10 protein-coding genes and 1 pseudogene are annotated in these 13358 nt (G+C 70.7%); 3 read left to right on the forward strand and 8 right to left on the reverse strand.

Annotation, left to right across the window (positions count from 1 at the left end):
• Nucleotides 1-23 precede the first annotated feature (23 nt).
• Together ACWD2L_RS27985 and ACWD2L_RS27990 are read right to left on the reverse strand one after the other, a co-directional pair.
• On the reverse strand, nt 24-1685 hold the full coding sequence (locus ACWD2L_RS27985; protein ID WP_351343304.1) for an alpha-L-fucosidase: 1662 nt from the start codon (nt 1683-1685) through the stop codon (nt 24-26).
• Between the two features lie 107 nt (nt 1686-1792).
• A complete protein-coding gene (locus tag ACWD2L_RS27990) occupies nt 1793-2164 on the reverse strand; it encodes a winged helix-turn-helix transcriptional regulator (RefSeq protein WP_351343306.1) in 372 nt (123 codons plus the stop codon).
• A gap of 88 nt (nt 2165-2252) precedes the next feature.
• On the opposite strand from ACWD2L_RS27990, the gene ACWD2L_RS27995 reads away from it, so the two are divergent.
• Nucleotides 2253-3092, forward strand: coding sequence for an NAD(P)H-binding protein (locus tag ACWD2L_RS27995; RefSeq protein WP_351343308.1), 840 nt, complete (start codon nt 2253-2255; stop codon nt 3090-3092).
• An 82-nt stretch (nt 3093-3174) separates the two neighbouring features.
• Here the strand turns inward: ACWD2L_RS27995 and ACWD2L_RS28000 are convergent, their stop codons facing one another.
• From ACWD2L_RS28000 to ACWD2L_RS28010, 3 genes are all read right to left on the reverse strand, one after another.
• Nucleotides 3175-5325, reverse strand: coding sequence for a PQQ-dependent sugar dehydrogenase (locus tag ACWD2L_RS28000; protein WP_351343310.1), 2151 nt, complete (start codon nt 5323-5325; stop codon nt 3175-3177).
• 94 nt (nt 5326-5419) lie between these two features.
• Nucleotides 5420-6433, reverse strand: a complete 1014-nt coding sequence (locus ACWD2L_RS28005; RefSeq protein WP_351343312.1) for a hypothetical protein — start codon at nt 6431-6433, stop codon at nt 5420-5422.
• A 160-nt stretch (nt 6434-6593) separates the two neighbouring features.
• Complete coding sequence (locus ACWD2L_RS28010; RefSeq protein ID WP_351343314.1) at nt 6594-7196, reverse strand: TetR/AcrR family transcriptional regulator C-terminal domain-containing protein; 603 nt, start codon at nt 7194-7196, stop codon at nt 6594-6596.
• A 56-nt stretch (nt 7197-7252) separates the two neighbouring features.
• On the opposite strand from ACWD2L_RS28010, the gene ACWD2L_RS28015 reads away from it, so the two are divergent.
• The gene (locus ACWD2L_RS28015) at nt 7253-8617 is read left to right on the forward strand and encodes an FAD-dependent monooxygenase (protein WP_351343316.1); all 1365 of its coding nucleotides are present in this window, start codon (nt 7253-7255) and stop codon (nt 8615-8617) included.
• A gap of 31 nt (nt 8618-8648) precedes the next feature.
• Here the strand turns inward: ACWD2L_RS28015 and ACWD2L_RS28020 are convergent, their stop codons facing one another.
• From ACWD2L_RS28020 to ACWD2L_RS28030, 3 genes are read right to left on the reverse strand one after another with little or no spacing between them, the layout of a single operon-like run.
• A complete protein-coding gene (locus tag ACWD2L_RS28020) occupies nt 8649-10748 on the reverse strand; it encodes a xanthine dehydrogenase family protein molybdopterin-binding subunit (protein WP_351343318.1) in 2100 nt (699 codons plus the stop codon).
• 44 nt (nt 10749-10792) lie between these two features.
• Complete coding sequence (locus ACWD2L_RS28025; protein WP_351343320.1) at nt 10793-11785, reverse strand: FAD binding domain-containing protein; 993 nt, start codon at nt 11783-11785, stop codon at nt 10793-10795.
• A complete protein-coding gene (locus tag ACWD2L_RS28030) occupies nt 11782-12348 on the reverse strand; it encodes a 2Fe-2S iron-sulfur cluster-binding protein (RefSeq protein WP_351343321.1) in 567 nt (188 codons plus the stop codon). The genes ACWD2L_RS28025 and ACWD2L_RS28030 overlap by 4 nt, the downstream gene beginning before the upstream one ends.
• 180 nt (nt 12349-12528) lie before the next feature.
• Here ACWD2L_RS28030 and ACWD2L_RS28035 point away from each other — a divergent pair.
• A pseudogene (locus ACWD2L_RS28035) lies at nt 12529-13358 on the forward strand (IS701 family transposase); the annotation flags it as partial.

Consider the following 13358-nt stretch of genomic DNA (forward strand, 5'->3'; position numbering starts at 1 on the left):
ACGCGCGGGAACGCGGCCTCCTCTCAGTCGGCCGCCCGGTGGAGCGTGGTCCGTCCAAGGTGGGGCTCCGCGCGAGCGGCAAGCACCTTGACACGTACGCGGCGCGCGGTGACAGGAGCGTCCAGCGGCAGGATCCGCTGATGGCCGATGGTGGTACCGGTGGCGATCTGACGCCAGGTTCCGCCGGTGTCGGCCTCGACGGCGAACTTCTCCACCCGTTGCCCGTGCTCGATGTCCTCGCGGACCCCGACCCGGTCGAAGGTGGTCGTCCCGTCGGCGTTCGCGGCCACCGGCCGGCCGTACACCTTGCGTACCCGTTGCCCGAAGGCCGTCAGCTCGGCGACGTCCGCGGCATCGATCGTCCCCGCCTTCGAGGGTGGCACGTTGAGCAGCAGGGACGCGTTGCGCCCGACGCTCTTCTCGTACAGGTCGAAGAGCTGGGCCGCCGTCTTCGGCTTCTCGTCCGCGTGGTGGAACCAGCCCGGCCGGTTGGAGACATCGGCCTCCGCGGGGAACCAGGACAGATGGGTCACGCCGGACTCGGTGAGCCGGGCGCGGGAGCCGATGTCGGCCACGCTCGCGCCGTGCGGCAGCAGCCATTCACCGTGGTACGTCCGCGGGTCGGCGGTCGTCGGCACGACGCTCCACTCGGTCTCGCGCGCGATCCCGTCCTCGTTGCCGACCCAGCGCACACCCGCCGGGCCGCCGAAGACCACGGTGTCCGGCGACAGCGCCTTGATGACCCGGAACCACTCCTCGAAGCGGTACTTCTGGGTGATCCCGGCGTCGGCCCACGGGTTGGCGCCGTCCAGCCAGAACTCGTCCAACGGCCCGTATTCGGTGAACAGTTCGTAGACCAGGTTCAGGTAGTACGCGTCGTAGTCGTTGACGTGCACGGTGAACGTGGGCAGCTTCCCCGACCGCACGGCGTCCGCCCGGTCGTCGCCGTCCACGAGGGTGGGAATGGTGTGCTCCTTGACGGCACTGCCGTTGCCGAACCGGCCGAGGCCGCCGGGCGCACGGTCACCGTCGTCGACGGCGGTCTGCTCCACCGAGGTCAGCGTCCCACCCTCGTCCTGCTTCTTCCGCAGGGACTCGATCCACTCGGCGTGCCAGGCGTGCGGCAACTCGCCGCCGTCGGAGGGCGAGAGATAGATCCCTACGCGCATCCCGTGGGCGCGTGCCGCATCCACGTACGTGCGGACGACGTTCGGCCGACCGGGGCTCTTGAGGATCGAATGAGGTGTGTACCGGCTGGGGAACAGCGTGAACCCGTCGTGATGCTTGGCGGTGATCATCGCGAGCTCGGCGCCCATGGCTTTGTACGTACGGATCCACTGATCCGCGTCGACAGCGGTCGGCGCGAACGTCGCCGGGTCCTCGGCGCCCGACCCCCACTCGCGGTCGGTGAACGTGTTCATCCCGAAGTGCGTGAACGCCGTTATCTGCCGCCGCTGCCACGCCAACTGCCCTTTCCTAGGCACGACGTTCGCGGCCTTGGCGATGATCTGTTCCGGGGTGTCGTCCCCGGTGACCGGGATGATCGAGGCGGGGCGGACGCGGACCCTGCTGCCGGCCGGCGCTCCCGTCGGCGCGGCAGTGGCGGCGTACGCGCCGGTGCTGCCGAGGGCGGCGATCGCGGGCACGGCACCCAGGACACCGAGGATCTGGCGGCGAGACGTCATCAGTCACTCCTACAGGCACATGGCTCGGATCTCTCTTCGCTGCGCTTCGGTGGATCATGACGCAGTAACGAATTTTCGGTAAGAGCTGTGACTGGAGTGATGCCTCGCTATCGCGCGTTCCGCTGCGACAGCCGGTGTGTGATCCGGTCGAAGAGCTCCGTCAGCGGCTCGCCGACATCCTGGCCGAACTCGGTCAGTCCGTAGGTGACTTGGGGTGGCGTCGTCGGTTCGACCTCACGCCGGATCAGGTCGTCCTGGACCAGTGCGCGCAGGGTCTGGGCGAGCATTTTCTCGCTGATGCCCTGGATGCTCTCGCGCAGCTCATAGAACCGGAGGTCGCTGCCCCGCAGGGCGATCAGCACCCAGATCCCCCACCTGCTGGTCACATGGTCGACCACGGACCTGGCGGGGCAGTCGGTGTGAAACACGTCATACCGCTTGCCCGGCTCGACCTGCCTGCGCTGCACGCCTTCATCCATGACATGAGCTTACCTTCGGGTATGCCCTTACCAAAAGTTAGCCCAGGCTCCTAGCGTGCAGCCCTCAGAACACATCGAGGAGCTGACCATGATCGTAGTGACCGGAGCCACCGGGAACATCGGGCGTACGTTGACGCGGATGCTGGCCGAGTCGGGCGAGGTAGTGACGGCGGTGTCACGGCACATGGCGGCGGTGCCCGACGGCGTCCGCCACGTGGTGGCCGACCTTGCCGAGCCGGCCGCCCTCAAGCCCGCGCTGACCGGCGCGAAGTCGCTGTTCCTGCTGCTGTCGGGCGACCTGCACGCGACGGGAGCCGACCCCGCACACATCATCGGCGAAGCCGCGGCCGCCGGGGTCCGCCGTGTCGTCCTGCTCTCCACGCTCGGGGTGGTGACGAGGCCCTTCGGCGCTACGCGGATCGCGATGCGCTCGCTGGAGGAGACCCTGCGGGAGTCCGGCCTGGAGTGGGCCATCCTGCGGCCGGGCGGCTTCGCCTCCAACGCCCTGTGGTGGGCCGACTCCGTCCGCAACCAGCAGGTCGTCGCCGCGCCTTTCGGCGATGTCGGCGTGCCGATCATCGACCCGGCGGACATCGCCGCGGTCGCGGCGGCCTGCCTGCTGGAGGACCAACACACCGGTCGCGCCTACGAGTTGACGGGCCCGGAGGTGATCACTCCACGCGAGCAGACGGAGGCCATCGCCGCCGCCCTCGGCTCGCCCGTCAGGTTCCAGGAACTCACCCGCGACGAGGCCAAGGCCGCCATGACCCGGAGCATGCCGGCGGAGCTCGCCGATGACACGCTGGACATCGTCGGGTCCCCGAACCCGGCCGAATTGCGCGTCAGCCCGGACGTCCAGCAGGTCCTGGGCCGCCCGCCGCGCCCGTTCTCCGACTGGGTGGCCGGCAACGTCGCCGCGTTCCGCTGAGAACGAACCGGCAAGGCTTGGTACGAACCGATCGTTCGCACCAAGCCTTGCCAACCTGAGTGACTGTCAACTCACCTGTTTGTTAAGGCTTTCCGGAGACCTTGAGGCCGCGGATCCGGCCGGCGTTGTCGAACGAACCGAAGCCGATCCGGCCGTCGCCCGGCCGCGCGCTCACCGCTGTCATCAAGGGGTGCGACGAGCCGTCCATGTACACGGCCGTCTCTCCGGTGTCCCCGCAGCGCACCACCCTGACCTGGTGCCAGGCCGCGTCGCTGATCGCGGGCGGGGCGCCGGTGGTGCCGTCCCACTGGTCCTCCACCCGCAGCCGGTCGGCGTCGTCCACCGTGAAGACGCCGTTGTGCGGGTAGATGGAGTTGTCCTGTGAGAGGTGCGCGTAGCCGAACCGGGTGTCCGACTCATGGCCGAAGACGACGACCACGTCCCGGTTGTCGATGTCGGCCGGTGTGTCGATGCGGACGTCGGCGTCGATCCGGACATTGCGGTACGTGGGTCCTGCGGTGAGCACCGCGTACTCGTAGGGGCGGCGGGGTCCGGGCCGCTCGACGCCCGGCTCGGTCATCACCGCCTGGCCGTCCGTGAACTGCCACTTGGGCGGGGTGACGGGCGCCCAGTTCTCGGCGCCCATCACGTCGGTGAGGGTGGTCCCGCTCGTGTCGCAGCTCGCGAACTTGCGCGTCCCCGTCACCTTCCAGATCTTGCCGTTGGCCTTGGAGAGGATGTACAGCTCGCCCTCCGCGTCCTGCCCGAACCGCAGGTCGACGCGCTCGTCACCGGCGAGTTCCTGCATGGAGACGCGCTTGCCGGACTTCGCGTCGTAGACCATCAGGCTGTAGTTCTGGGCCAGTTGCTGTTCGGCGCCAGGCTTCGCGCGGCGCATGTCGGCGGCGTCGGTGTACAGGAGCCGGCCGTCGACGATGTCACCGAAGAGGTACTTGCCCTGCAGTCCGTGCAGGTCCTTGCCGCGGTAGACGTAGCCGCCGGAGATACCGCGGCCCACATCGGACTTGCAGTCCCAGTTCGCCGGCGGGTCGTGGTCGTAGGCGGCCACTGGGTAGGTGTAGCCGTACTTCGCGTCGTCGGCGGGCAAGGGAAGGATTTTGGCGCAGGGGTCGGTGGCCTTCTTGTCGAAGACGAAGGCGCCCTCGCGTTCGCTCCAGCCGTAGTTGTCGCCCGCCCGCACCTCATAGACGGACTCGATGGCGTGCTCGCCGACGTGGGAGAGGAACATGCGGTGGCTGCCGCGCGCGTCCCAGCTGAAGCGGTGCGGGTCGCGCATGCCGATGGCGTAGATCTCGCCGAGGGTGCCTGTCTCGCCGACGAACGGGTTGGAGGGCGGGATGCCGTACTCGCCGTTCGCGCTGTTGTCGCCGCGCGGGTCGATGCGCAGGAGCTTGCCGTGCGGGAGGGCACGGTTCTGCGGATCGCCGGTGCTGTTGCCCTTTCCGCCGTCGCCGACCGCGATGTAGAGCAGCCCGTAGTCCGCGTCGCCGGGCTTGGCGGTCGGGTTGAAGTCGAGCTGCTGGACGCCGTGGACCTGCCCGTTGAAGCCGATACGGAGCAGCTCTCGGTGGGTGCCGGAGAAGGTGGGCGCGCTCGGGTCGTCGGCCGTCCACTCGGTGACGATGCCGTGGAACCCGTTACCGCTGGGCTGGTCGAAGTCCGGCTTGGCGTCGGTCAGTTCGGGCTTCTCGGTGTGGACCGTGTAGAAGCGGCCGTTGTGCCGGAAGTCAGGGTCGAAGGCGACGTAGCCGAAGCCGGTGCCCAGTCCCCGGCTGGCGTAGAAGGCGGAGGAGAACTCCTTGTACAGGTCGAGGTAAGTGTGCTGCCCGGAGCCGTCCTTGTTGAGGGAGTACATGGTGCCGTTCTGGTCCGCGACGGCCAAGCGGCCCGACCCACCTGGGAACGGGGTCAGGTAGTTGATCCGGTTGTGCCGGATGAGGCGGTCGTCCTCGACCGGTCCCGGGCGCGGCTCGGACTTCGGGAGCTGGGCGAACTCCTGTACTTCGAGGCCGAGTCCGGAGGTGACGGGCTTGCCGGGGATGGGGTCGGTGACAGCGGCCGACGTGGCGTCGGCGGGCGCTTCGGCCGCGCCTGCCGGTGTGGACGATGCCACCGGTGTCGCGGCGAGCGCCGCGGTGAGCAGGGTGCCGATGAGGAGTTGGACGAGGAGAGGTCTTTTGCGGGGCCGGACGTGCGGGGCCGACGGGGACAAGGGGGCTCCGTTCGTGTGGTGTGCGGGTGCGGGTACGCAGGGGGCTCGCTCGGGTGGCGGCGTGCACAGGACGTGCCTCGCCCAGGGCATGGCCTCAGGAGGCTGGTTGCCAGCCGGTGCGGCGATACTCGGCCCTCACCTGCCCCGAGGTGACGGCCCGGTCCAGGAACAGCAGGTCGTCCATGCGGCAGTTGCAGGGGTTGGCCTCGCGGGTGTTCTGAGGGAAGCTCCCGCCGATCTTGATGCCGCGCGGGTCGGTCGGCGAGGCGCGGTCGGGTTCCGGCTCTCCGGCGAGGGCCCACGGGTCGTCGTCGCGTACGTAACTGCCGGGCAGCGTACGGCCGTTGCGGTACAGCACCATCCTGCCCGTGTCGAAGTCGAAGGTCGCGGCGAGGTGGACCCACTGGCCGTCCGGCAGATGCGTACGCCAGTCGCCGTCCGCGGCGAAGGTCTGGGACGCGGAGCCGTCGACGCGGCGCCCGAGTGCGACGAGGCGCAACTCGCCGTCCACATCGATCAGTTCGAGGAGGGCCCGGACGTCGTGCCCGTTCGAGTCCCCGGTCAGGACGCCCGCGAGGCCGATGGCGTTGTAGCGGTCGGAGGGGTCCGCCGAACCCGAATTCGGGCTCGGGTTCTGCCCGGTGGTACGGAACCAGCCCATCACCGTGGCCTGGCGCGCCCCGTTGAACGCGTGCAGCGAGGCCGCACCGTCCGGGTCGTACACCCCGGCCTTCCAGTCGTCGTTGCCCACCGTGTCCGGGTTCACCTGCCGGGTCTGGAGGACGTGGCCGCGCCGCGGATCGGCGTCGTCGCGCACGCGCATCGCCGAGCCGCCGTTGACGAGCGACAGAGGGGGGCCGGACGCCCCGATGTCGCGTTCACGCCCGGCGTCCGTGGGATCCGGATGCTCGAAGTCGTAGCCGGCGACCAGGCTCCCGCGGATGCCTGCCAGGGCGGCTGCGGACGGGTCGTCCGACGCTGACGCACCGCCGGCCGGCGTGACGAGTGCGGCGGTGAGCAGAGCGGCCCCGGCCGCCACCGCGACGGGCCATGACCTCGAACGCACGGATCTGCGTCGGCGTGCGGGCGCGGCGGTGCCAGACGTCATGTCTCCTCCAGAGAACACGCGTTGAAAGCGCTTCCTACTGCGTCGCCTGCAACGTACAAACATCGAGCGGAGGCGACAAGAGTGCAGACAACGTTGGCAGACAACGATGTCGCGGCAGGCGTTGCGTTCAAGGCGTTGCCGCACCCGGTGGGGAATCCGGTCAACGGGAGGGATCGCCAGGGAGGTCGAGGAGGCGCTGCAAACCGTAGGAGAACCTGCCGTCGAAGGACGGCTGCAGCAGGTGGGGCAGGGTGCGGCTGAGGGCCGGGAACGCGCCGGAGGCGACAGCCTCGGCCAGGCGGTCGGGTTCAGCACTGGAGATCGCCTGCTCCTCCCTGCACAGGCCGAGGGTGAAGTAGAGGGCGTTCCAGCAGGTCCACACTGCCTCTTGCTCGCGGTAGCCGCCGTCCAGCAGGGCGGCGATCAGCGTCTCCGCGACGGCGAGCGTGGCTGGTTCGGGTGCGTACGTGCCGCCGACGACGGCCGCGCCGTCCCGGTGGGCGAGCAGCGCACGGCGGTAACGCCCGAGGAGTTCGGCGGCGCGGTGGTCCCAGCGTGCGGGCAGGTCGTCGAGACGGATCTCGGACACGATGACGTCCGCCATCAGTTCAAGAAGGCGGCCCTTGGACTTCACGTGCCAGACGACGGTGTTCATCCGCACGCCCCGCCGCTCCGCGATCGCCCTCAACGAGACGGCCTCCAGGCCCACTTCGTCGAGGGTTTCCAGGGCGGTGGCCACTACCTCGCTTTGACTCTTGTTCACTGACCAAGTATATCTGACGGCATCGGGTATTGGTCACTGACCAAGAGGAGGTTGTCATGGATGACGTCGTGGTGGTGGGCGCCGGTCCCGTCGGGCTGTGGCTGGCCGCGGAGCTGCGGCTGGGCGGGGCGTCGGTCACGGTGGTCGAACCCCGCACCGCTCCGGACCCGCACTCGAAGGCTCTGACGATTCACCCCCGCACCATCGAGGTGCTGGACAGTCGCGGGGTCGCCGGAGCGTTCGTCACCGAAGGCGTTCCGATTCCCAACGGGCACTTCGGAGGCCTTGAGGACCGCATGGACTTCCGTGTCCTCGATACGCCCTTCCCCTTCACTCTGGCGCTGCCTCAGACGCGCACCGAGGAGCTTTTCGAGTCCCGGGCAAGGGAGTTGGGCGCGACCGTCCGGCGCGGCCATCGAGTGACCGCGCTGCACGAGGAGGGTGTTGTCGTCGATGACGGCGAACTCGTGCGCGCGCGGTTCGTGGTGGGCTGCGACGGTGCCGGCAGCACCGTCCGGCGGGCGGCCGGCATCGATTTCCCGGGAACGGACGCGACCGCGTGGGGCTGGCTCGGTGACGTGGTCCTGGACTCGCCGCCGCGCGGCGGCTTCGCCAGTGTCACGAGTCCTCGGGGCGGCCTCATGGTGGTACCGATGCCGGGAGGCGTCCACCGCATCGTCGGTGCGAACCCGGACAGCGTCCAGGAGGGTCGGCCGGGCGAGCCGACCCTGTCGGAGCTGCGGGCGAGAGTCACGGACATCGCCGGATCGGACTTCGGAATGCGCGATCCGGTGTGGCTGTCCCGCTTCGGCAACGCGGCCCGGCAGGCATCGTCCTACCGCCGCGGCCGGGTGCTGCTGGCCGGCGACGCGGCGCACATGCACTTCCCGGCCGGTGGCGTGGGGCTCAATGTGGGCGTGCAGGACGCCATGAACCTGGGATGGAAACTGGCCGCGGTCGCCACCGGCCGAGCTGGCGACGACCTGTTGGACACCTATGAGACGGAGCGGCGTCCGGTGGGGGCCGACCTGCTCGTGCACACGCAGGCGCAGACCGCGCTGACGATGGCGTACTCGGCGGACGGCCAGGCCCTGCGCCGCGTGCTGTCCGGCCTGATCGCCACGGTGCCGGAGCTGTCCCGTCACCTCGCCGAGCGGCTGTCCGGCCTCGACGTGGACTACGGCACCGGCCGGCGCGTCCCGGATCTGCGGTTCGCCGACGGACGCCGCCTGTTCGAACTGCTCAGGACCGGGCGGCATGTCCTCCTGGATTTCGCGGGTGACGCCGCGGGCCAGGACGTGCCGGCCGACACCGTCCGGGTCACGACGGAGCTGGCCAAGGCGGAGGACCGCGACGACTGGAACACGGCCCGAGCCGCGCTGATCCGTCCGGACGGCCACCTCGCGTGGAGCCGTCCCTGAGTGTGCGGTTCGCTTGCTGCCTAGGGCGCCTCTAGTGCGGCACGCCCGCCAGCACCCGGTCCGGTGTGAGCGGGAGTTCGCGCAGGCGGACGCCGGTCGCGTGGTGCACGGCGTTGCCGATGGCGGCGGCCGTTCCGACGATGCCGATCTCGCCGATGCCCTTGCTGCCCATGGGGTTGAGGTGCGGGTCGTCCTCGTCGATCCAGTGCGCCTCGATCTCGGGCACGTCGGCGTTGGCCGGTACGTGGTAGCCGGCGAGGTCGCGTTCCACGAAGTCGCCGAAGGCCGGGTCCAGCGTGCTGCCCTCGGTGAGAGCCATGCCCAGGCCCATCGTCATCCCGCCGATGAACTGACTGCGTGCCGTACGGGAGTTGAGGATGTGGCCCGCCGCGTAGACGCCGAGCAGGCGGCGCACCCGGACCTCGCCGGTCACCGTGTCGACACCGACCTCGGCGAAGTGTGCGCCGAAGGAGTGCCGCGAGAAGTCGCTGTCGGCGTCGGCGCGGCCCGCCGTGTCGGCCGTGGCGTCGATCCCCTCCGGCGGGAGCGGCTGCCCCTTCCGGTCGGCCAGGTCCGCCGCCAGTCGCGTACAGGCCTCGTGGACGGCCCAACCCCAGGAGGCCGTGCCGGAGGAGCCGCCCGCCAGTGAGGCGTTGGGGAGGTCGCTGTTGCCGATGTCGGTGCGCACGCGGTCCACCGGAACGCCGAGCGCGTCGGCGGCGACCTGGGCGAGGACCGTGCGCGCGCCGGTTCCGATGTCGGTGGCGTTGATCCGGACGACGAAGCCGCCGTCCGGTGCGGCGTGGGCGCTCGCGCGGGACGGGGCCACGATGACCGGATACGTCGCCGCGGCCATGCCGGAGCCGACCAGGACGGAGCCTTCGGCGCGCGAGCGGGGGCGCGGGTCGCGTGCCGCCCAGTCGAAGCGGCGGGCTCCCTCGCGCAGGCATTCGGCGAGGTGGCGGCTGCTGAAGGGGCGGGAGCTGTCGGGTTCGCTCTGGGTGTCGTTGCGCAGCCGCAGCTCGATGGGGTCGATGCCGAGCGCTTCGGCGAGTTCGTCCATCGCCGACTCCAGGGCGTACATGCCCGGCGCCTCCCCCGGCGCCCGCATCCAAGAGGGGCTGGGCACGTCGAGCGGGAGCACCCGGTGGGTGGTGCGGCCGTGCGGCGAGGCGTACATGACGCGGGTGGCGGCGGCCGCCGTCTCGACGAACTCCTTGATACGGGAGGTGTGCGAGGTCACCTCGTGGATCACGGAGGTGAGTGTGCCGTCGGCCTCCGCCGCGAGCCCGACCCGCTGCACGGTCGGCGAGCGGTGGCCGACGACGGCCGCCAACTGCCCCCGGGGCAGGACGAGTTTGACCGGCCGCCCGGTCTCGCGGGCGGCCATGGCGGCGAGCACCACGTGCGGCCGTGGTGTGCCCTTGGCGCCGAAGCCGCCGCCGACGTGCTCGGAGACGACCGTCACCTGGTCCTTCGGCAGCTCGAACAGGCCGGCCAGGACGTCGCGGACCGTGGTGGCGCCCTGGCTGGAGTCGTGCACGGTGAGCCGGCCGCCCTGCCAGGAGGCGGTCGCCGCGTGCGGTTCCATCGGGTGGTTGTGCAGCGGCGGCACTTGGTAGGTGACATCGACGCGGGCGGACGCGCGGGCGTGCACGGCGTCGGCGTCGCCGCGGGTGTGCTCGCCGGAGGTGCCGTCGGAGTCCTCGGGAACGTAGGCGTCGGGGTGGTCGGCCGTCAGGGTGACGTCGTGGGGTTCCTCGGCGTAGGTGACACGGACGGCCGCGGCGCCTTCGCGTGCCGCCTCCAGGGTGTCGGCGACGACGAGGGCGACGTACCAGCCGCGGTGCGGAACCCGCGCGTTCTGGAGCACGGCGAGAGTGACGTCGTCCGGTTCGGCCAGACGCGGCGCGTTGCGGTGGGTGAGGACGGTGATTACGCCGGGCAGGACCCGCGCCGCCGTGTCGTCGACGGCGGTGACCTCGCCCCGTGCCACGAGGGCCGGAACCGGCCAGGCGTAGGCACACCCCTCAGGTGTGTGTTCAGCCGCGTAACGGGCGGCCCCGGTCACCTTGGCCGGGCCTTCCCTGCGCGCGGCAGGCGACCCGAGAGCGCTGGTGGTGTCCGGCATGGTTCTTCTCCCTGGAGAGCGGGGGTTGGGTGGTCCGCGGTGTGTCAGGAACCGGCGGGCGGCGCCAGGCGGCGCAGCACGTCGCACGCGAGATTGCGGGCGAGGCGCACCTTGAACGCGTTGTCGCGCAACGGCTCGGCGGCCGCGAGCTCCGCATCGACGGCCCGCTCGAACGCCTCGTCGCCCGGTGCCTCACCCGTCAGCGCCTGTTCGGCGCGCAGGGCCCGCCAGGGCCGGTGGGCGAGCCCGCCGAACGCGATCCGCACGTCGCGCACCACGGCGTCCTCGACCCTCAGGGCGACGGCCACGGAGGCGAGCGCGAAGGCGTACGAGGCGCGGTCGCGGGCCTTGCGGTAGGCGGAGGGCAGCCCGGCGGTGGCGGCCGGGAGCAGGACGCCGGTGATGAGCTCGCCGGGCATGATCTCGGTGTCCAGGTCCGGGCGGTCGCCGGGCAGCCGGTGGAACTCGGCGGCGGGCAGCGTGCGCCGGCCCGCCGCTCCTTGCAGCTCCACCCGGGCGTCGAGCGCGGCGAGGGCGACCGCCATGTCGGAGGGGTGGGTGGCGATGCACTGCGGCGAGTGCCCCAGGACCGCGAGGTCGCGATGGACGCCGTCACGCGCGCCGCACCCACTGCCCGGCTCACGCTTGTTGCACGGTTTGCCCAGGTCCTGGAAGTAGGGGCAGCGGGTGCGCTGGAGCAGATTGCCGCCCGTGGTGGCGACGTTGCGCAGCTGCCCCGAGGCCCCCGCGAGCAGCGCCTGTGACAGCACGGGATAGCGGGTGCGCACCAGTGGGTGGGCGGCGAGGTCGCTGTTGCGGACGGTCGCCCCGACGCGTACGGAGCCGTCGGCGAGCTCCTCGACGCCGTCCAGCGGCAGCCCGCTCACGTCGACCAGCGTTCCGGGCGTCTCCACCCCCAGTTTCATCAGGTCGACGAGGTTCGTTCCGCCACTCAGGTAGCGGGCGCCCGGCCGCCCCGCGTGGGCCGCGGTCGCCTCGTCGACGCTGTGGACTCGTAGGTACCGGAAGGGTTTCACCGGGTCACGTCCTCGACGGCCTCGACGATGTGCGGATAGGCGCCGCAGCGGCACAGATTGCCACTGAGCCGCTCACGGATCTCGTCCTTGCTCAGCTCGACGGGTGCGCCCGGGGCCGCGCCCGGATCCGTCACGTGTGAGGGGTGGCCCGCCGCGGCTTCGGCGATGGCGCCGACGGCCGAGCAGAGCTGACCGGGTGTGCAGTAGCCGCATTGAAAGGCGTCGCGGTCGAGGAAGGCGCGCTGAAGCGGATGCAGACCGGAGCCGCCGGGCTCGCCCTCGCTCTGGCCATCACCGTCACCGTCGGCTTGCAGACCCTCGACGGTGGTGATGTCGCGTCCCTCGTGGGCCACGGCCAGCAGCAGGCAGCTGTTGGCGCGGCGCCCGTCGATGAGCACGGTGCAGGCGCCGCACTGCCCGTGATCGCATCCCTTCTTCGGCCCGGTCAGATCCAGCTGCTCGCGCAGGACGTCCAGCAGTGTGCTGCGGTGGTCGACCGTGAGATCGCGGTGCTCGCCGTTCACGGTGAGTGGCACTGCCGAGTGGAAGGCATCGGTTGCCATGGGCGCTCTGCTCCCTCGTCCGCCGTCCGAAGCGTGGTCTGCCGTCCGACCCCGCGTATCCAGACTGGGCCAGGACACTCACTCCGGCACGCGGAGGACGCGCCGCGCGAGGGGGCGGCGAGGCCTAGTAGTGCTTCGTTAGCTCTGTTCGGTGGGGCTGATCAGGAGCATGTTGGATGTGTGGACGCACATGAAGTGGGCCGTCTGCGGGCGGAGTTGGGACTGTTCGTTGCGGATGTGTTTGCCTCGGTGCCGCGCAGGGATCAGCGGGGCTGGGGCGAGTGCTATCTGCGGGGTTTGATGCTGGACGGGCGCCGTAAGTCGATCCAGCCGATGGCCGAGCGGCTGCCGGACGGGAACATGCAGGCCCTGCAGCAGTTCGTCAGCCAGTCACACCGTGGGACTGGATACCGGTGCGGCGCCGGATCGCCGAGCGGGTCTGCCAGGTGATCCGGCCCGCGGTGTGGGTGGTCGATGACGTGTCGTTTCCCAAGTGCGGGAAGGCGTCGGTGGGGGTGGCCCGGCAGTACTGCGGTGCGCTGGGCAAGCGGGCCAGCTGCCAGGTTGCGGTCAGTGTGCACGCCGCCACCGATGCCGCGTCGTGTCCGCTTCAGTGGGCACTGTTCCTGCCCGAGGAATGGGCCGGCGATGTCGTGCGGCGGCGGGCCGCGGGGGTGCCCGAGGACGTCGGACATGTGCCCAAGCCCCGGCTGGCGCTGCACCTGCTCGACGAGTTGTCCGGTTCGGTGGAGGAGGTGCCGGTGATCGTGGCTGATGCCGGCTACGGCCGCAGCTTCCGGCAGGCGCTGGAGGAGCGTGGCTGGTCGTATGCGGTGGCCGTCGATCCCAAGGAAACCGTGCAGGTGGAGGCAGCCGAGCCGTATCGGCCGCCCTACGGCGGGCTGGGGCCGCCGGCGCGGCCCTGCTACCGCGACAGTCCCCGGGCGTTGGCCGATGTCGTCGATGCCACCACACCGTTTCGGCAGGTGACCTGGCGACAAGGCAGCAAG

The sequence above is a fragment of the Streptomyces sp. NPDC002754 genome, assembly GCF_053592315.1.